Genomic DNA, 20,269 nt, shown 5'->3' with positions numbered 1-20,269 from the left:
GCGCCCTGCACAACCGCCACGCGCCCGACGCACCCCGGTGGATTTCAATCCTGCGCCTTTCCAGGGCATTCTCCGTGGCACGGTCGTTGTAGAGGGGGAAGTTCCATGTACTGTCCTGCCTGCCGACAAGAACGCCTGGGAAGCGCGTCCCAGTGCGTCGTCTGTGGCAATCGTCTCGCCGCCCGCGCTCGCTCCGCCATCGAGGCCGAGCTCGCGCATGTCCACTTCCTCCTGGACGAGGTGCGCCGCTGGGATGTCCACGACGTGCCGCCCATGGTCGGCCGCCGCCTCACCGAGCGCTACGAGCGCCAGGCCCGCGTCCTCCTCTCAGTCCTCACCGAGACGCCCATCGAGGCGCTGACGTCCGCGCCCGTCGAGCTTCGCAACGAGGCCGTGACGCCTCCGACGATGGGAGAGGGCGCTGTCGCCCTCGGTCCCGTGACGCTTCCCCCCGTGGATGCGGCCGTCGAGGAGACCCCCGTCGCGCAGGCCGTGGCCTCCGACGTAGACGTCGCTTCTGTCGCGCAGGTCGCCGCGAACGTCGTCGAGGACGCTTCCGCTGCTCACGCTGCTGTCGTCGATGCCTCCGTCGCTCACGTTGCTGCTGCTGCTGCTGATGCCGCTGTCGCTGACACCGCCACCGCCACCGCTTCTGACGCTGTCCCCGACGCCTCCGCGACTCCGGGTTCCACGGGCGCTTCGTTCAACTTCAACTCGCTCGACCTCATCGCGTGTCTGGGTATCGCCTCCCTGTCGGATGCCTCCGCGGCTCGCCGGCTGAACGCGGCCCGTACCTCCGCCGAGTCCCGCGCGCGGGCTGTCAACGAACAGCGGACTGCTCGCCAGTTGCCTCCGAACCCGGGCGAACCCTTCGTGGATCCGCCCGCTCCGAACAGCCGCACCGCCCGCATCGTCGAGGAGACCTCGACGTGGAGCCGCGTGTGGCGGCCGTTCCTCTACGAGAGCATCGCGTGGTTCATCGGCGCGTTCCTCATCCTCTCCGGCACGCTCTACTTCGTCTTCGAGTCCTGGGACGGGATGACGTCCGTCACCCGCTCGCTCACCGTCTTCCTCATGACCGTGGGCTACTCCGTCGGCTTCTCCGTGTGGGGCGGCTACCTCGCCCGCCGCGAGTCCCTGCGCAAGCCGGGCCGCATCCTCGGCCTCATCGGCTCCGCCGTGGCTCCGCTGGGTGGCGTCGCGCTGGGGCCCCTGGGCTTCGGTGAAGCGCTCCACCTCGACGGCGTGCGCCCCTTGCTGCTCGTGCCGCTCCTCTTCGCCTGGTCCGGCGTCGCCGCGTGGCTCGCCCGCAAGCCCATCGAGTCCTTCGACGCGCCCTCGCGCCCGTTCATCCAGCTGGGCCTCGTGGGCGCCACGCTCATCATGGGCCTGGCCCCCGTGGCCGCGCGCGTGGGCGTTCCGGCGGTGTGGCTCAACACCCTGCCGTGCATCCTCTTCTTCCTGCTGTCGAGCAAGGCCACCGAGACCCCTCGCAAGGGTGGTGCGCTCACCTTCGCGCTCGCCGCGCCCCTGTTCCTCACCGCGATGTTCGCCATCCGGTTGCACCTGGCCCTGGGCGTCGCCGGAACCTCTGTTCCTCCTGGCACCTACGCGCCCTTCGCGGCGTTCCTGCTCGCCACCTGCCTGCGCTTCCGCACGCTCGATGAGAAGCGCGCCGCGGATCCGCTCGCGGTCGTCACCATCGCGCTCCAGGTGGCGTGCCTCGCGGGTGCCATCGTCGGCACCAAGCCCGCCTTCTTCTTCACCGCCGCCATCTTCACCGGCACGCTCGTGTCACTGTCGCGCGGCCCCCTGAATCGCCTGCCGTGGCTCTACCCGGCGTACGCCGGCGCCTACTTCAGCTATGCGTCCAGCGCGCAGTTGATCCCGCACGCGCTCACGCTCCTCATCAATGCCATCAAGACGCGCATGGGCTACCCGCCCGCGGCGCCGCTGCCCTTGCAGTACGGCGCGCTGACGGCCGTCCCGTTCGTGCTCGCGGGCCTGGTGCTCGCGTTCTTCGCCCAGAGGCGCGGCGAGCGCACCGGTGACGCTCGCTCCCTGGGACTCGCGGACGTGCTCCTGCGCTGCACCACCTGGGCCGCGCCCGCGTTCGTCATCTACTCCCACCTGGGGCCCGACTCGCGGCCCTCCTTCTTCGCCACGCTCGCCCTGGCCGCGATGTCCCTGGGCGCGGGCCTGCTGTTCAAGCGCTTCCCGCTGACCGCCGTGGGCGCGGTGCTCTTCGGCCTGCTGCCCTACAGCGCCTTCCGCGTCTACGGCGCGGCCCCCGCGGTCGTCGTGTCCGGCATCATCGCCCTGGGCCTCGCGGGCCTCACGTGGCGGCTCACGGACGAGCGCACGCGGCGCTTCATCTCCGCCGTGGTCGGTGTCATCGCGACGTGCGGGGTCGCCATCGCGCTGGGCACCACACCCGTCGCCGCGCCCGTCGTGGGCATGACGCTGGGGGCCGCGGGCGTCCTGCTGGCCGCGTACCGGCTGCGCGACGAGAACTTCCTGGCCTACGGCGCCTTCCTCGCGGGCGCCATCCTGCCGAAGCTGGCCGCGGCCCACTCCACGCAGGCGCTGGTCGCCGCGATGGTGGGCGGCGCGCTGGTGCTGGCGCTCCTGGGCGAGCGCGGCGGCCTGCTCAAGCGGTTCGGCGTGCCGGGCCTCCTGTTCGCGGGGCTCGCGGTGGTGTGGGGCCTGACCGAGCAGGTCTTCATGGGCCCCGTGCTCCTCACCGCCGCCGCGACGGTGGCGGTGGCCTCCCGCTCCTTCACCGGTGTGCGGCCGTTCGCGGTCGTGCTCGTGGGCTTCGCGCTCCTGCCGGACGTGCCGCACGCCTACACCGCGTGGGGGCTGTCGCCAGGGCTGTCGTTGGTGCTGCTCGTCACCGGATCGCTCGTGGGCTCCATCGTCGCCGCGCGCAAGGGCAAGAGCGCGAGCACCACCACCGCGGGCATCCTCGCGCTCATCCTGCCGCTGCTGCCGGTGGCCCTGGGCCGCTCCAGTGAACAGTCCCTGTTCCTGATGGGCGCGGCGCTGGCGGCGCTCTTCACCGCCCGCACGCTGCCCGTGACGTTGGGGCTGATGCTGGCCTCCATCGAGGCCATCTTCGCGCTGCACTCGTCCGGCCCGCTGGCCCTGCTGGGACTCGCCACGTTCCTCAGCGTCCTGGCCCTCCTGGAGGACGTGCCCGCGGTGCGGCGCATCGCCGCGGGTGGCGAGTCCTTCCGCATCGTCGCCACACTGGGCGCGATGGTGGTGCTGGCGGACGCCTCCTTGTCGTGGGACGGGCACGCGCTGTCGCAGATGCGCGGCGCCACTCAGCTCGCGCTCATTGGTCCGGCGCTGCTGCCCCTGTTGTGGACGCGCTCGCTGCACCGGCCCTTCGCCGCGGCGCTGATGGTGCCCTACGGCGTAGTGACCCTGATGGCCTGGCACCCGCCCTTCGCGTGGGTCGCGCTGCTGCCGCTGTTCCCGCTGCTGGTGGTGCGCGTCGTGGAGCACGTGCCGGCCGCCGCCTCGCTGCTCCTGCGCTCGCGGGAGGAGGGCCCGCGTCACGAGTTGTCGATGTGCATGCAGGTGGCGCTCGCGTGCCTGGGCGGACTGGCGCTGCTGGTTCCGGAACAGGGGTTGAGCCAACGCACGGCCCTCGTCTGCGCCATCGCGCTGGTGCCCATGACGGGCCCGCTGCCTTCCTTGCGCGTCATCGCCGCGTCCGGAATCCTGATGTTCATCCCGGCGGCGCGGCCCTGGGCCACCGGTCTGTTGCTGGCCCTGGGGCTGGCGGACCACCACGCACCTCAGGCCCTGGCCGCCTTCTTCCGCGGCCCGCGTGACGCGGCGTTGCGTGCCTCCGCCACGGGCTCGGCCCTGGCGATCGCGGTGATGTCCACGCTGATGTCGCCGACTCCTGGCGCTCTGACGGTGCTGGGTGCGGTGGTGCTGCTGTCCGCGTTCCTGTTGTCGCAGCGCTGGTTGCTCACGGCGGCGGTGGCGGTATTCGCGCTCGCGCCGCTGGGCCAGACGGACGTCTTCTCGCTGGGCCAGTGGCGTCCGGAAGGCGGCCTGCTCGTCGCGGCCGTGGGTCTGGCCTCCGCGCTGCTGTCCGCGCTGTGCCAGTCCGGCGCCGTGCAGCGCACGCTGACGAACGTCACCGCGCGCCTGACCCCCGGCATCGAGGGCACCTGGAGCGAGCCGCTGTGGGCCGGCGGCGCCGGCACCGTGGCGCTGCTCGTGGGCCTGCGGCTGCTGGACGCGGGGCCGGGCGAGCTGCCCTTGTCCGTGGCGCTGGTCGCGGGCGCCGCGTCGCTGACGCTGATGGTGACGCGCGAGCGCCTGATGATGAACGCCGCCACGGCGCTGCTGGGCCTGGTGCTGGTCGCCGCCGTGCCGCCGCTGTGGGCGCCCGCGATGGTGGCGGGCACGGGCCTGCTGCTGGCCGTCGTCGGCTTCGCGCTGGACAAGCGCGGCGTGGCGGTGGGCGCGGCGCTGCACAACGGTGGCGCGGTGCTGGCGCTGCTGTCACTCGCGGGCCTGCGTTCGCTTACGCACCCGGGCATGCCGCTGTGCGTGTTCTTCGCGTGGGCCACGGCGTGGGTGGTCGTGCTGCGCCGCCGCGACCGCGAGTGGGTGGGGTGGCTTGCGTCCCTCTTCGCCGTGCACGCCTTCATCCTGAACTACGGCGCGACGCACTCCACCGGCCGGGGCGCGCAGTTCCTCCTCCCGTACTTTGGCGCGGCGACGTCACTGCTCGCCACGCTGGTGCTGTCCGTGGCGGGCAAGGCGGTGCGCGGGCGCATGGGACGGGCGTTCTCCATCATCGCGCTCACGGAGGTGCTGTTCGCGGTGCTGGCGGTGCGTCTGCCGGGCGGCGCGGCGCGCGAGGCGTGGGTGGCGTGCGGCGGGCTGGTGTTCCTGCTGTTCGCGCTGGTGCGTCACGCGGCGCGCGAGGAGGACGAAGGCGCGGCGTGGCTCGCGCAGGCGGCGGTGGCGATGGGCTACTTCTGCGTACGCTTCATCGGCTTGAACGCGCGCCCCGACGCCGCGGACAGCCTGGTGTCCATCATGGGCGGCGCGGCCTTCATCGGCCTGTACCTCTTCGTGCGGCGCGAGGGCGCGGGCCTCAAGGCCTTCCGCCGTCCCGCCGTGGCGGGCGCGTGGCTCTTCCCGCTGGCGGGCCTGTTGACGGTGCCGTGGAGCCAGCCGTTCATCGCGGTGGCGCTGCTCGTGGGCTACGCGGCGCACTTCGCGGCGCTCGGGGCGTTCACGAAGCAGAGGGGCCTCGCGTCGACGATGTCCGTCGCCGCCTTCAACACCGCGCTGTACCTCGTGTGGCTGGGCACCGGCTCCGGCGAGCCGCAGTACTACGTCATCCCCGCGGGACTCTCCCTGCTCCTGCTCCTGCGCGTCTTCCGCAAGAGCCTGTCGCAGGACGCCTACGCGCAGCTGCGCGCCATGGCGGTGACGGGCATCTACGTGGCCGGCGCGTGGAAGCCGCTGCTCTTCAACGACGGCGGGGCGATGCTCCTGTGCGTGTTCCTCTGCCTGGTGGGCGTGGGGGCGGGCATCGCGCTGCGGATCCGCTCCTACGTGTACCTGGGCTCGGCGTTCCTGGTGACGGCGGTGGCCGCCAACCTGGTGCGCTTCGGCATGCGCGACCACCGCATCGGCGCTCTGTTCCTGTCGATGCTGGGCCTGCTCGTGGTGGGTTTCATGGTGGTGCTCAGCGCCCACCGCGCCACCCTGCTCCAGAAGTACGGGCGGGTGCGCGACCTGCTCGCGACCTGGGAGGGATGATCGCTGTTTGACGTAAAACGATTCCGGGGTTGAATGCGCCCGTTTTCACCCCCGGAGGACTTGTTGCTGCTGCGCCGTTCGTCGCTCGTCATCCTGATGTCGCTGGGCTGCCTGGTGGGTTGTGCGCACGTCCCGGACGCCGCGCCTCGCATGGCGGTGGAACCTCCGGTCTCGGCCGTCACTCGCTCCCCCGTAGTTGAAGCGCCAAGGGGTACAGCGGTGGGCGCGGAGGGCGCACTTGGCGTGAAGGCCGAAGCGCCTCCGCCGCTGGCCTTCGTGACGCCGGAGGGCAGCGCGGGACTGGCTGCGCTGCTGGAGGCGGATCCGCACCCGGTGCCGGAGGAGGCGGGCGTCATCGCGGCGGCGCTGGAGGCCGCGGCGCTCTTCACCGGTCCCACGCAGGGGCCGGGCGGATTCTGGGACGAGCTGCTGCCTCCGCCGTCGAAGCTGGCGCGCGGCATCGTGGCGCGCGCGGCGCAGCTGGTGGGCGCGCGGCGGTTGGACCGCTCGGTGCCCAATGATTGTTCGGGGCTGGTGCGGCTGGCGTACCTGCAGGCCGGCATCGACCTGGTGGCGCACGGCTTCCTCGCGGGCGAGAACGCGGTGACGGGCATCTTCCGTCGCGCGCAGGCGGCGGGCGCGGTGCACCGGCTGAACCCGCGTCCGGGCGACCTGGCGTTCTTCAAGGAGACGTACGACCGCAACCGCGACGGCAAGCGCAACGACGGCATGACGCACATCGCGGTCGTGGAGAGCGTGGCGCCGGACGGCACCGTGACGTTCATCCACCGCGGGGGCAAGGGCGTGGCGCGCAGCCACATGAACCTGGCGCGCCCCACGGTGCACAAGCTGAACTCCGGTGCGCTGCTTAACGACTTCATCCGACCGGCGAGCAAGGGGATGCGCGCGTACCTCGCGGGGGAGCTGTTCGTCGCGTTCGCTTCACCTGGAGGTTTGTAGTCTCACGGCAGTCGCAGGGGACGCACGGCGCGCACGTTTGAATTGATGCGCGGGTGTGGCGTCATCCCTCGCATGAGACTGCCCCTGCTCCTGGGAAGCCTGTTGCTGTCGTCCGGCTGCATCGTGGCGGAGACGCGTCCTTCGCGTCCGCATCCGAGGCCACCACCGCCCTCACGCCCCGTGGCGATGAACTACGACGAAGCCGTGCGGCGCGGGTTCGACCAGTGCCGTTCGCGCGGCTACCGCTGCGACCTGCAGGAGGCGAAGCTCACCGGCAACGACGTGTGGAAGGTGAAGTTCCGCGTGGATGGCCGGGGCGAGAAGGGCCACCTGCACCTGGACTACGACGCGTACTCGCGCAACCTCATCAAGGTGAACGACAAGGTGAAGGGCAAGGGCCGCGACTGGGATGACGACTGGGACGGCCCGGGGCGTGGCAAGAAGAAGGGCCACGCGCACCGGGACGACTGAAGCACCGCGTGTTTCAGCGCTTCAGCAGGGCTTCGGTGTGGTCGAGCAGCTCCGGTCCGCCGGGCTGCTCATGGCCGGGGATGATGATGCGAGCGTTGGGGAAGTGCTCACGCTCGCGCTGGAGACTCGACGGCCACGCGGCGACGTCCGCGTCCTCCAGGTTGCCCAGGCTCTTGGCGTGGGCGTCCTTGATGAAGCAGCCGCCATAGAGGATGCCTGACGCTGGGTGCATGACGACGAGGTTGTCGGGCGAGTGGCCCGCGCCGGGGAAGAACACCGACAGCGGTCCGAAGTCCTGCGCATCCGCCAGCCGCCGCGAGGGAACGGGGTTGCCTTGCTTGCCCGCACGGAGCGCGGTGTCCTCGCGAGCGTGGACGGGGATGCCCTGCGCGTCGAGCGTGGGGATGCCGCCAGTCCGGTCGAGGTGGAAGTGCGTCACCACCGCGGCGCGCACCGGATGGTGGAGCGTGTCGCGGGCCCAGGTGAGCAGCGCTTGTGCGTGCTCCGGCGTCCAGCCGGTGTCGACGAGGATGGACGCGTCACCATCCTCCACGAGGAGCCCGTTCGCGGTCACACCCGCCCAGTCCCCGCTCGCTTCCGTGACATGCATCCACACGCCAGGCGCCATGCGCCGCACACGCACGTCCTTCGCGAGCACGAACTCCTCCTGGGAATGGGGAGGAGGCACGGAGGGCGTGGAGGCACAGGCCGTGAGGAGGAGCAGGAGAGGGCCGCAGCGCAGTGGATTCATGAGGCTCCAGAAAGGGGAACGCATGGGAGGCCCGCCGCGAGTGCAAGATGGATGCACAGCGGATCCGCGAGGAACACGTGGCCTGCGTGCCACACGCGCGTCCGCGGAGCCACGCCGGACTCAGGGCGCGGACTTCTTCTTCAGGTCTTCAATGGCCCGATTGAACGTCTGCGGGTTGCAGGCCTTGCCGCCGGGAGGGTTTCCCGCCGCGCGCGTGAGGGCGGGCAGGGCGGCCGCGTTGCCCAGGCTCGCCAGTCGCAACGCTGCTTTCGTGCGCACGCCGCAGTCGCTGGACTCCAACGACGTGGAGTAGAGCCCCACCAGGTCCAGGCCCGAGTTGTCCTTCGAGTCCAGATAGCGCAGCGCTCCCCACTGCTTCGTCGAGGGAGTCCCTTTGGCCAGGGACTCGAGATGGGAACGCACCGTCGTGGCGGGCAATGCCTCCAGGGCCCTGCGCGCGGAGAGGTCCTTCTCGTTGTCCCCGAAGTCCTCGGCCAGTCCGTCCAGGAGCTGCATCTCCGGAGCCTCCCGGCCTGCCTTGTCCAGGCCCAGGATGAGGGCGTGCTCCTCGTTGTGCGCGCCCACCGCGTGCTTCGCCAACGCGCGCAGCCGCGCCGTCGCCGCGTCCTTTGGCACGCCTGGCGCGTCCAGACGCTGGAGTGCTTCCTTGGGCTTGCCGTCCTTCAGCAACCCACGCGCCTGCACCAGCGGATCATTCGCGTGCACCGTCCAGGCCGCACCCGCCAGGACCAGCACCAGCGCTCCCGCGACGCCAGCTTGCACGAGCGGACGTTGCCGCAAGAGGGCCGCACCCTCGCGTGCCTTCGAGACTAGCCCAGCCAGTGGTGACACTTTCGCCCCGGAGTCGGGGATGCCCAGCGCCGCGCCGAACGGTGAGCCCTCCGTCGCGCGCGTCACCCGGTACAGCTGCACCTTCTCATCGCGTCCGGGCAGGGGAATGGTGCCGCAGGGCTCGGCGGCGGCCTCGGCGCGGTTTCGCACCATGTTCACGGCTTCGGTGAAGGTCACCTCGTCCGCGGCGGCCACGTGCTCCACCGCCTTCACGACCTCCATCGGCTCGCCGAGCACCGAGTCGTTCGTCACCAGCACCTCGCCCGCGTGCAGGCACACGCGGACGTGGAGCTGGTGCTCTTGCGGCACCGTCTGGTTGTAGCGCCACAGCGCCTGCTGCATCGCCATGCCGCAGCGGATGGAGGCGCTGGGGGCCCGGAAGATCGCGACCAGTGCGTCTCCGCGCTTCTGCACCAGCTTTCCGTCGTGCTCGCGCACCAGCGGCGTCAGCAGCCGGTCGTGCGTGTCCAGCATCCGCGCGTTCTCCTCGTGCGTCTGCCGGCTCATCCGGTCGGTGAAGCCCTGGATGTCGGTGAGCATCACCGTCACGTTCTGCGCCTTCGTCACCACCGCGCCGCCCGTCACCGCTCCCAGCGGGCCCGTCAGCCGGCCCGTCATGCCGAACGCCGCCGTGCCCGTGCGCGGCGCGGTCTGCACCGGGGGCGCCGTGACCGGAGGCGCAGCCTGCGCCACGCCGAACGCCGACGTGCCGGAGCCCGGGCCCGCGGGTGCGGGATTCACGCCGAACGCCGACGTGCCGGAGCCCGGGCCGGGCGGTGCCGCCGGGTTCAGTCCGAAGGCGGCCGTGCCGGCGGAGGGTGTCGCGTTCGCGTGGACGATGGGCGTGCCCTGGCTGGGGGTGAACGCCATCAGCGCCGCGTGCGCCAGGCCCAGCGCTTCCGCCAGCTCGTTCGCCGTCTGCGGGCGCTTCGCCGGGTCCTTGTCCAACAGCCGCATCACCAGCGACAGCAGCCCCACGTAGCGCGACAGCTGCGGCGCCGCGCGATCCAGCTGCAGCGGTGCGTGCGAGGCGTGCTGCGACAGGAAGTGGCGCGGTGAAGGTCCGTCGAACGGCAGCCGCCCGGACAGCACGCGGTAGGCCAGCACCCCGAAGGAGTACAGGTCGCTGCGCGTGTCCACCTTCGCGCCCACGGCCTGCTCCGGAGACAGGTACTCCGGCGTGCCCAGCACCACGCCCACCTGGCTGAGCGCGCTGCCCGCCTCCGGCTCCACCAGCCGAGCGATGCCGAAGTCCAGCAGCCGCGCCTGTTCCCCACGCGCGGACGGGGAGATGAGGACGTTCTCCGGCTTCAGGTCGCGGTGGATGATGCCCTTGTCGTGGATGGCGGCCAGCCCTTCCGCCAGCTGCTGGAGCAGCGCCAGCGCGCGGGGGGCGAGCAGCGGGCCGCCCTGGAGCGCGTCGTAGAGGCTCTGCCCCTCCACGAACTCCATGACGAGGCACGCGGCGTCGCCGGACTGGCCGAAGTCCACGATGCGCACCACCGCCGGGTGCTCCACGGCGGAGAGCAGGCGCGCTTCGCGTTTGAAGCGCTCGGCCATGCCGGCCTGGGCGTGCAGATCGTGGTGCAGGACCTTGATGGCGACCTTGCGGCCCAGGGAGACCTGCTCACCCAGGTACACCTCACCCATGCCCCCGGAGCCCAGGGGCTTGAGAACCCGGAATCGACCGTCGAGGACCAGTGCGTCGGGGGCCAGCACGGCGCGGCATATTGCACGGCTTCCGCTTTGGGCGCATGAGGTTCCTCCTGGACGGAATCACCTGGGAAACGCCTGGGTACGCCATGCCCCGCCGCCTGCCGCCCTACCGAGGGTTTGCCTAAAAATTCCAGGGCTTAGGGGTCATGGTAGCCTCCCCAGCCTCCTCCGATGGCCACCGATAGCGAGTCCCCCAAGCCCGTAGCGCCTGCTTCAGGCGCCGCCCCCGAGCTTCGCCTGCTGGATCGGCGTGCGTTCGTGGGCTTTCCGGCATTGGAGGTCCAGCCCGGGCTGCGCATCGCCGACTTCGCGCTCCAGATTCCGGACGTCAGCTTCCCGTTCAACGTTAGCGCGGGCGCCACGCGCTACCAGCGCAAGAAGCTGCTCTTCGGCTTCCTGGAGCTGACGGTCGACGCGGACCTGGTCACGCGCAAGGTGGCGGAGCTGGCCGGGCGGCTCGTGGGCATCGAGGAGCTGCGGCTGCACTTCCGCCCCGGCTACCTGGAGGGCCAGGGCCGGCTGCCGGCGCCGGAGCGCACGCCGTTCACGTTCAAGATCGCCTTCGACGCGGACGGGGACCGGCTGGCCGTCTACGTCTACGACGTGCGGCTGTATGGCTTCTCCGCCACGCCGTCGGTGCAGCTGCCGGGCTTGTTGTCGGAGGCCGTGGGCGCGTTGGGCCTGCTGCCGGACGTGGAGGTTCGAGGCGCCACCGGCTTCTCCACTCGCGTGCTGCCCTCGCTGTGCGAGCTGGCCTCGCTGAGCCGGGGCTACAAGGTGCCCACGCTGGACACCGCTCGCCTGTCCGCGGCGGAGGTCTCCAGCACTGGCCTGCGCCTGCGCTTCGCCGCCGGAGGGCTGCCGCCGCCCGCCGCTCCGGACGAGGAGCTGATGCTGGCGCTGGAGGGCGCTCGGGCTTTCGCGGACGCGGAAGGTCTGGTCGCGCAGGGGCGGCTCGCGGAGGCGCGGCAGGCGTACCTCCAGGCCGGTGACGCGCAGGACGCGCACCCGTTCGCGGCGGAGCGGTTGCTCGCGCTGCTCGTCGCGGATCCGCAGGCGCATGACCTGGCCCTGGACGTGGCGGCCACGCTGTCTCGCCGACGCGACCGCAGCCCCGCGGCGTTGTGGGGCGAGGCCGTGGTGCGCGAGCGCCGGGGCGAGGGTGCCCGCGCGGCGGAACGTTACCTGGCGCTGTGCGCGCTGGCCCGTCGTACTTCGGAAGAGGCCGCTGCGTTCTTCGCCGCCGAGGCCGCCGCGCGCTCCTCGCGCGACACCGCGCCCCAGGTGGCGGTGAAGGCGTTGCATGAGCTGCTGGGCCTCAAGCCGGACCACCTGCCGTCGTTGAAGGCGCTGGCTCGCGCGTCGGATCAGGCGCGCGACCGGGCTGGCGCGGTGCGGGCGTACCGGCGGCTCGCGGCCCTGGCTCGCGATCCGTTGGAGGCCGCGGACGCGCACGTGCATCTGGCGCGGCTGTGCGCTCAGACGGAGGACGACATCGCGGGGGCCCGGCTGCACTGCGAGGCCGCGCTGCGTTTGTCGCCGGACCAGCCGGACGCGCTGCTGCTGTTGGGCGAGCTGTGCCACCGCGGCGGTGAGCACCTGCGCGCGCTGAAGGCGCTGGACCGGCTGCGCGAAGTGTCCATGGCGCGCCATGAGCTGGACCGCGTGGGACAGGCGGACCTGCTCGCGGGCCGGGTGTGGGAAGAGGGCCTGAAGCAGCCGGAGAACGCGCTGCTGCGCTACCGCGAGGCCGTGTCGCTGCTGCCCGGTGAGCCGGAGCCGCTGTTCGCCTCCGCGCGCGTGGCCGAAGGACTGGGCCGGTTGCAGGAGGCCCTGAGCGGCTACCAGCAGGCGCTGGAGCTGGCAGGGCCGGCGCCTCGTTCGGAGAGCGTCCGTCACGCAGCGCACGAGAGTCACCACGCGCTGGCTCGGCTGTCGCGCACGAAGCTGGGCGACCCTGCGCGGGCGCGTGAGCACCTGGAAGCGGCGCTCGCGTTGGATCCGCGTGACGCGGTGGCGCTGGATGAGCTGATTCCGTACTTCCGCGTCACCGGCCGCTCGCAGGAGCTGGCCGAGGCGCTGGAGAAGGCCGCCGCCCTCAAGGAAGAGCCGAAGGCCCGCGCCGCGCTGTGGGCCGAAGCGGGCGAGCTGTACCGGGGCAAGCTCCAACTGGCGGACAAGGCCGACAAGCTTCTCACGCTCGCGCTGGAGGCGGACGGCGACCACCGGCCCGCGCTGGAGTCGCTGCTCGCGCTGGCCGAGGCCCGCCGCGACGGCGCGCAGCTCACCCGCTGCCTCGCGGCGCTGGCGCGGCTGACGACGGAGCCGAAGGAGCGGGCGCAGAAGTACCGACGCCTCGCGGTGGCCGCGCGCGACCTGGCGTTCGATCTGGATCTCGCCGTTCACGCGTTGCAGGAGGTGCTGCGCGCGGAGCCGGACGACCTGCCTGCGCTGGGCGAGCTGTGCGCGTTGCAGCGCAAGCGCTCCGACCTGGCAGGGCTCGCCACCGCGCTGGAGGACCGCGCGCGGGTGGCGGAAGCGCAGGGTGACAAGCGGCTGGCGGCGGCGGCGCTGCGTGAACTGGCTGGCGTGCTGGAGGCGCGGCTGGGTCGCGTGGGCGACGCGCTGGTGGCGTTGGAGAAGGCCGCGCGGCTCGCTCCGGACGCGGCGGTGCTGCTGGACCTGGCGGACCTGAGCCTGCGCTGCGAGCGGCCCGAGCACGCCCGGCGCGCGCTGGAGTCGCTGCTGGCCACGCTGCCGCGCACCGCGGCGCCGGAGAAGCTGGCGGACGTGCGCGCTCGGTTGGGCCGCGCGTGCGAACTGCTGGGTGACCGCGAGGGCGCCATCGCCGCATACGCGCAGGCGTTCCCGCTTCGGCGGCTGGACGACGTGCTCGCCACTCGGCTGGAGGCCCTCTACACGGAGGCCGGTGAGACGCAGGCGCTGGCCGAGCTGTGGGCCACGCGCGCGCAGGCACTGGCCGGCGCGGATCGGGCGGAGGAGGCGGCGCCGCTGTTCCTCCAGAGCGCTCGTGCCCTGCTGGAGCGCGGAGAGAAGGCCGCCGCGCTGATGCGCCTGGCCTCCGCGCTGGAGGCGAGCCCCGAGGGACCGCTCGCCGCGGAGGTGCTGGAGGCCCTGGCCGAGCTGGAGCTGGAGCGCGGCGAGAAGCTGGAGGCGGCGCGGCTGTACGCGCGGCGGGCCACGCTGGTGCCGGATGCTCGGGCGGGTTCGAAGCTGCTCTTCCGCGCGTCGCTGCTGGCCGCCGGCACGAGCCGCGAAGAGGCCTTCCTCGCCGAGGCGCTGGAGCGCGACGCCACGTTCGCGCCCGCGCGCATCCGCCGGGGCGAGCTGCGGCTGGCCACGGATGCCCGCGCCGCGCTGGAGGACTTCGAGGCGGTGCTGGCGCTGCCTCCCGCGGACGTGGATGCCCCGCGCGAAGCGGAGCGCGTGGCCCTCACGCGCAAGGCCGCCACCGCCGCCGTGCGCGCGAACCGCACGGACGCGGCGCGGCGCCTGCTCGCGGAGTTCTGCGCGCGCACGCCGGAGGACCTGGACGCGCGGCTGGAGCTGGCCGCGCTGCACCGCAAGGCCGGCGCCCGCGAGGCCCTGGCGGACCTGCTGGTGGAGCTGTGGCCGCGCCTCTCCGGAGACGCCCGACGTCAGGCCCGCCGCGAGCTGGCCGAGCTGTGCCTTGCCCTGGGCCGCGCGAGCGCCTCGGCGGATTCGCTGCGCAGCCTGCTGGCGGAGGAGCCGCAGGACGCGTGGGCGGCGCAGGCGCTGCTGGAGCTGCTGCCTCCGCCCGGCACGGGCACGCTGGAAGAAGAGTCCGAACGGCTGGAGCTGCTGGGCACGCTGGTGTCCGCGGCGTCGGGTGAAGCCCGCGCCGAACTGCTCGCGCGCCGGGCCATGCTGCACCGGAGCGCCGGCCGCACGGGTCCCGCGCGCGATGACTGCGCCCAGGCCGCGAAGCTGTCGCGCCGGCCCGCGCCGCTGCTGCTGATGCTGGCGGAGCTGGCGCGCGAAGCGTCGGACGCGCCCGCCGAGCTGGATGCGTGGCGCCGCGCCGTGGCCGCCGATGCCACCCTGGGCGCCCGTGCCCGGGAGCGGCTGCTGGCCCTGGCCACGGTGCTGCTGGAGAAGGACGAGCGCGCCTCCGCTGGAGACGCGCTCCGTGCCGCCATCTCGCTGGAGCCGCCCGCTGACGCGCGGTGCGATGCCTTCTTCCAGCTCGCCGAGCTGGCCCGCCGCGACGGCAAGCCCTCGGACGAAGCCGCCGCGCTGGCCGAGGCCGCGCGCCAGGGGCCCACCGCCCGCCGCGTGGAAGCGCTCCTGATGCGCGCCGCGCTGCTCGAAGGCCAGGGAGACCGCGAGGCCTCCGCGCGCGACCTGGAAGCCGCGCTCGGCCTGGCACCGCGCCACGAGGAGGCCACGCTCGCGTTGCAGCGCGTGCTGCGCGACCTGGAGGACTGGGCCCGGCTCGCGGAGTTGCTCGCCGCCGAGGCGCCCCATGCTCCGCCCGCCGCCGCCGCGTCCCTGTACTCGGAGCTCGCGAGCCTCTACCTCGACCGCTTGGGACAGAGCGCGCCCGCCGAGGCCGCGCTGCGCCAGGCGCTGCGGCTGACCCCGGCGGACGCGGCGGTGCGCCGCCGGCTGGTGTCGCTGGTGGCCGGTCGCGGAGAACTGCTGGAGGCCGCGGGCCTGCTGGAGGCCGCGGCGGAGGACGCCGACGCCGCCGAGGCCGCGGCGCTGCTGCGCGAGGGTGTCACCTACGCGCGGCAGGCCCAGGAGCTGGACCGGGCGCTGGCCCTGGCGCGTCGCGCGCATGCGCGGGTGCCCGCGAAGGGCGAGGACCTGGCCACGCTAGCGGACCTGCTCTACCTGCGCGGCGTGGTGCGCGAAGCCCTGCCGTTGCAGGAGGCCCTGGTCCAGGCGGCGGACTTCCGCGCGGCCCCGGAGGCGGCGGAGGCCACGAGCCTGCGCCTGGGCGACCTGGCCGAGCAGTCCGGCGATGTGAAGCGCGCGGTGACCGCGTACCGGTACCTGCTCACGGAGCGTCCGCTGTGCGAGCGCGCCGTGGAGCGGCTCTCCGCGCTGCTGGAGCGCGACGACCCGCGCGGTGCCTTCGAGGTGCGCGTCGCCCACGCGCGCGTGCTGGCGCCGTCCGAGGACACCGTCGCGCGGCTGGTGTCGCTGGCGGAGCGGGCGCGCGAGGCGCTGGCGGACGCGGGCATCGCCGCATCGCTGCTGTCCCACGCGGCGCAGATGGCGAAGGAGCCGCTGCCGCTGCGCCGCCGGCTCGTCACCCTCTACCGCGAGACGGGCCGCACGTCGGAACTCCTCGCGGAGCTCCAGCCGGTGGCCGCGCTCAGCCTCCAGGCGGGGGACGTGGACGCCGCGCTCGCGGCCTACGACGAGGAGGCCCGGCTCGCGGAGTCGATGGGCCGCGCGGACGATGCTCTGCGCTCGCTCGCCAACGCCCGTGACCTGCTCGCCGCTGGTGAACGCAACGCCGAAGCCGCCGCCTGCGAGCGCCGCCGCGCGGAGTTGCTGCGCGACGTGAAGCTGGACCTGAACGCGGCGGAGGCCTCGCTGGAGCGTGCCTTCGGTCTGGCCGCGGAGCTGGACACCGCGCGCATGGGCGCGGCCCTGGCCGAGCGCCGCGACGACGCGGCCGCCGAGGCGCGCTGGTGGGAGCGCGGGCTGCCCCGGATGACGGGCACGCGCGAGGGCGCGGCGGTGCTGCTGCGCCTGGCCCGCCTGAACCTGGGCGAGCTCTCGGACACGCCGAAGGCAGAGGGCTTCCTGCGCCAGGCCCTGCGCCAGGACCGCTGGCTCACGGAAGCAGAAGGTCTGCTCGCGGAGTTGCTGGAGCGCGACGGTCGGCTCGCGGAGCTGGCCGCCTGGTACGAGGAGTGCGCGGAGTCGGAGCTCGACGCCGACCGTCACGCGGCGCTGCTGTACCAGGCCGCGGTCCTCTACCGCGACCGCGCGAACAAGCCGGAGGCCGCCGCCGCCGCGCTCATCGCCGCACGCGCCGCGAAGCCGGACGACCTGAACCTGACCGCGCAGGCCGCGGAGCTGCTGCACCAGGTGCGCCGCCCCGCGGACGCCGCCGAGTTCGACGCCATCCTCCTGGAGGCGGATCCGTTCCGCGAGCCCGTCTTCACGCGCCACCGCGCCTTCCTGGAAGAGAGCGGCGAACGTCAGGCCCTGGCCGAGCTGATGCTCCGCCGCGCCGAGCGCCAGACGCCCGCCGAGGCCGCCGCGAGCTACCTCGCCGCCGCGAGCGCCTTCCGCGAAGAAGGTGCCCGCGAGCGCGCCATCCTCTGCGAGGACCGCGCCTTCGAGCTGGATCCCGCCAACGCGGAGGCCTTCCAGCACGTGCGCGAGCGCGCCGCCGGAGACGTGCGCCGGCTGGCGGACCTGCTGGGCCAGCGCGCGGAGGCGGTGAACCCCGAGGACGCGCTGCCCCTGTTGCGTGAGCGGGCCCAGCGCCTGCTGGACGCGGGCGAAGCGCTCAAGGCCGCGGAGGCCTTCGACGATTACCTGGGCCGCGCGGGCGGTGACGTGGACGCCCTCTGCGCGCGCGCCGAGCTGGCCGCCCAGGGTGGAGGCCCCGCCGCCGCGCAACCGTATGACCGCCGGGTGCTGGCGCTGGGCGGAGACTCGCTGCCGGTGCCGGTGCGCGTGCGCACGTGGCTGCGCCTGGGCCATGCGTCGCTCGCGTCGGGCGCGTTCCACGACGCGGCGGATGCCTTCGAAGCGGTGGTATCGCTGGAGCCAGAGGGCGCGCGCGGCGGTGAGGCGCTGTCGCTGCTCGCGGAGGTGCACTCGCGCACGGGCAACGGCCCCGGGCTGTACCGGGCGTCGTTGCAGCTGGCGCGCAGGGCCCAGGACGCGGCGACGGAAGAGGTGCTGCTGCGCCGCGCGGCCGACCTCTTCGACGACCCGCGCGAGGCCATCGACGCGCTGGTGCCCCTGGCCCGGCTGCGCCCGGCGGACGCGGGCGTCATCGACCGCGCGGTGGAGGGCCTGCGCGCCCTGGGCCGCCACGGCGACCTGCTGGGCATCTACGAAGCGGGCGCGGAGGCCGCGGGAGGCTCGCGCGCCGCGGAGCTGCTGCTCGCCGCCGCGTCCGTGGCGAACGAATCGCTGTCGGACGCGGACACGGCCTGGGCCCTCACGCGCCGCGCGGCGGAGGCGGATCCGGAGAACCCGGCCGCCCTGCGCGCGCTGGTGGACGGCCTGCGTGCGCGCAAGGAGTCCACGGAGCTGCTCGCCGCGCTGGAGCGGCTGATTCCGCTCACGGACGACGCGGACGAGTCCGCGGTGCTCCGGCTGGAGTTCGCGGGGCTGGCGAAGGACGCGACCCGCGAGGAAGCCGCTCGCGACGCGCTGGAGGTCGTGGTGGCTCGGGGCGCTTCCGGTGCCGGCTACGCCGACGCGCTGGAGGCCCTGGAGCCGCTGCTCGGTGACGCGCACGCGCGCCGCGCCGAGGTGCGCGTGGCCCGCGCGGAGCTCTCGTCGGGCGAGCAGCGCGTGTCGCTGCTGGTGGCCGCCGCTCGTGCCTTCGAGAAGGCGGGGCTGCTGGAAGACGCGTTGAAGGCCGCGAAGGCCGCTGTCGCCACGGAGCCGGACCTGCGCGCCGCGCTGCTCGTCGCGCACCTGCACCGCGCCTCCGGAGACGCGCCCCGAGCGGCCCGCGCGCTGTTGCAGGCGGCCCGGCTCGCCGCCCCGGAGGAGCGTCCCCCGCTGCTGCTGGAGGCCGCCGGCCTCTGGGAGAAGGCGGGCGAAATGGGCGAGGCGCTGGAGGTCGTCGAGCGCATCGCCACCGACGCGCCGGACATGCTGTCCGCGACGGAGCTGGCCGAGCGCTTCGCACGCCTGGGCGCCTTCGCGCGCGCCCTGGACGTGGGCTTCGCGCCCGCCATGGCCGCGGGCGAGTACACCGACGCGCTGGCCATGGCCGCGCAGGCGGGCGACGTGCCCCGCACGCGCGTGGCCCTCTGGGCCCTGGTCGCGATGCCGGACGCGGACCCCGCTCACGCCTCCGCGCTGGCGGACGGACTGCGCGAGGACGCGGAGTGGGAAGGCCTGCTGGAGCTGGCGGCCCTCTCCTACGACCGTGACGCCGCCTTCGCCGTGGCACTGCGAGACGAGGTGCTGCGCGCCCGTCCGGCCCCGGTGTTCGCGCGCCTGCGCGCCCTGGAGGAACTGGGCGGAGAGCCCGGCCTCGGCGCGCGCCTGATGCTCCTGCTGCCGGAGCTGGGCCTGGAGCCGGAGGCCCTGGCTGAAGCGGTGCTCGCCCGCGTGCGCGCGTTGCCGGAGTCCGCGCGGCTGGAGTCCCTGGCCTTCGCCGCGGACGGCTGGCCCGCGCGCCGCGAGGAACTGCTGCGCGAGCGCTACACCCTGGAGCGCGAGCTGGGCCGGCTGGAGTCCGCGGAGCGCACGCTGGCGCTCATCGCCCAGGACACGAAGGACGCGAAGTCGCGCGCGCTGCTGCACCTGGAGCGCGGTGAACTCCTGCAGGGCCCGCTGGCCCAGCCCGCCGAGGCGCGCGAGGCCTTCGAGGCCGCTCTCACCGACGACGCGGACAGTCTCGCTGCCGTGCAGTCGCTGCTCGCGCTGGTGGACGAGGCGCGCGAGTCCACGGTGTTCCTCACGCTGGCGGACACCCTCGCGAAGCTCGCGGGCGCCGACGCGTGGGCGCCGTACCGCGAGCGCCTGGCGGACGCCTACGAAGCGCAGCAGCGCTGGGCCGAAGCAGCCACGCAGCTGGAGCAACTCCCGGACACGGACGAGCGGCTGGCCCGCCGCGTGAAGTTCGCGGAAGCGCGCGGCCTGGTGGGCGAAGCGCTGCGGCTGCGCGAGCGCCTCACGCAGGACCCCGCGGAGCTGGAGGTCATCCTCCGTGGCTACCTGGACGCGCAGCTCGTGGGCCCGGCGGTGCGCCTGGCGGAGCGGCTCGCGGACGCGCAGCAACTCACGCCCGCGCTGACGCGGTGGGTGACCGAGCGCTTCTCTCCGTCCCCGGACGGCGCGGTGCTCGCGGTGCGCTTCTGGCCCGCGCTCCTGCGTGAGAAGTGGCCGGACGTGGACGGCTGGACGCTGTACGCGGAAGCGCTGCACGCCCTGGGACGTCCGGAGGCGGAGCGCACGGACGGCATTGGCGCCGCGCTCGTGAGCAGTGACGCCCCCGCGCCGCGCGCGCCCGTGTCCAGGCTGGAGCGTCCCGCGCAGGACTTCCAGCACCCGGAGCCGGACGGCCTGGTGCCGGTGACGGAGTCGAGCCTCGCGCGGCTGCACGTCGCGCTGAAGCCGGTGCTCGAGTCGCTGGGCGCGGAAGCCGTCCGCGTGTCCGTGGACCCTCGCGGCGGCGTGGAGGCGTACCTCACGTCGCCGGACGCGCTGGTGCTGGGCGCGGGTGCGCTGGGTTGCTTCGGCGCGGTGGAGCTGGGCTGGCTGTGCGCGCTGGCGCTGGCGCTGGGCTCGGAGGGCGTGGAGCTCACCCGTCCCGGCGCGGTGCTGACGTGGGAGGACGCGGCGGTGGCGGCCTGGCGTGCGATGCCCGCGACGCTGGCGGCGGGGCGCGTGCTGGCGCGGCTGGACTCGGACGTGCGTGGCGGTGACCCGGCCAGCGTGGATGTGGGTGCGGTGCTGTCCCGCAGCGAAGCCTTCCGCCAATTGGCCCTGGCGTCGCTGGACGCCTAACCT

The 20,269-nt window shown here is 73.6% G+C and carries 6 protein-coding genes; 4 read left to right on the top strand and 2 right to left on the bottom strand.

Translation table 11 applies throughout. The features are described from left to right. Positions 1 to 105 precede the first annotated feature (105 nt). The 3 genes from GTZ93_RS20375 to GTZ93_RS20365 all read left to right on the top strand — a co-directional run bounded on the left by GTZ93_RS20375 (position 106) and on the right by GTZ93_RS20365 (position 7,236). The gene (locus tag GTZ93_RS20375) at positions 106 to 5,805 is read left to right on the top strand and encodes a hypothetical protein (RefSeq protein WP_139915708.1); all 5,700 of its coding nucleotides are present in this window, start codon (positions 106 to 108) and stop codon (positions 5,803 to 5,805) included. 33 nt (positions 5,806 to 5,838) lie between these two features. Further along, entirely contained in the window at positions 5,839 to 6,765 is a 927-nt protein-coding gene (locus GTZ93_RS20370; protein ID WP_257978973.1) for a CHAP domain-containing protein, read from the top strand. A gap of 72 nt (positions 6,766 to 6,837) precedes the next feature. Beyond that, positions 6,838 to 7,236 (top strand): hypothetical protein, encoded by a 399-nt coding sequence (locus tag GTZ93_RS20365; protein WP_257978974.1) that lies wholly within the window; start codon positions 6,838 to 6,840, stop codon positions 7,234 to 7,236. A 13-nt stretch (positions 7,237 to 7,249) separates the two neighbouring features. On the opposite strand, the gene blaCOR is transcribed toward GTZ93_RS20365, so the two are convergent. Beyond that, positions 7,250 to 7,987 carry a COR family subclass B1 metallo-beta-lactamase gene (gene blaCOR, locus GTZ93_RS20360; RefSeq protein WP_257978975.1) on the bottom strand — a complete coding sequence of 246 codons (738 nt, stop codon included), beginning with the start codon at positions 7,985 to 7,987 and terminating at the stop codon, positions 7,250 to 7,252. A gap of 120 nt (positions 7,988 to 8,107) precedes the next feature. Next, positions 8,108 to 10,558: a protein kinase domain-containing protein gene (locus GTZ93_RS20355; protein ID WP_180946003.1), complete on the bottom strand. Its 2,451-nt coding sequence runs from the start codon at positions 10,556 to 10,558 to the stop codon at positions 8,108 to 8,110. A gap of 168 nt (positions 10,559 to 10,726) precedes the next feature. Here GTZ93_RS20355 and GTZ93_RS20350 point away from each other — a divergent pair, with 168 nt between their 5' ends. After that, positions 10,727 to 20,266 carry a tetratricopeptide repeat protein gene (locus tag GTZ93_RS20350; protein ID WP_139915710.1) on the top strand — a complete coding sequence of 3,180 codons (9,540 nt, stop codon included), beginning with the start codon at positions 10,727 to 10,729 and terminating at the stop codon, positions 20,264 to 20,266. Positions 20,267 to 20,269 lie beyond the last annotated feature (3 nt).

Source organism: Corallococcus exiguus (assembly GCF_009909105.1).
Classification (GTDB): domain Bacteria; phylum Myxococcota; class Myxococcia; order Myxococcales; family Myxococcaceae; genus Corallococcus; species Corallococcus exiguus.
Note: the sequence above shows the minus strand (reverse complement) of the source record. Positions and strands in the feature narration are given on the sequence as shown.

What these genes read in the sequence shown, in the direction of transcription:
- GTZ93_RS20350 (WP_139915710.1), top strand. Translation starts at nt 10,727, where the DNA reads ATGGCCACCGATAGCGAGTCCCCCAAGCCCGTAGCGCCTGCTTCAGGC.
- GTZ93_RS20375 (WP_139915708.1), top strand. Translation starts at nt 106, where the DNA reads ATGTACTGTCCTGCCTGCCGACAAGAACGCCTGGGAAGCGCGTCCCAG.
- GTZ93_RS20365 (WP_257978974.1), top strand. Translation starts at nt 6,838, where the DNA reads ATGAGACTGCCCCTGCTCCTGGGAAGCCTGTTGCTGTCGTCCGGCTGC.
- GTZ93_RS20370 (WP_257978973.1), top strand. Translation starts at nt 5,839, where the DNA reads ATGCGCCCGTTTTCACCCCCGGAGGACTTGTTGCTGCTGCGCCGTTCG.
- blaCOR (WP_257978975.1), bottom strand. Translation starts at nt 7,987, where the DNA reads ATGAATCCACTGCGCTGCGGCCCTCTCCTGCTCCTCCTCACGGCCTGT.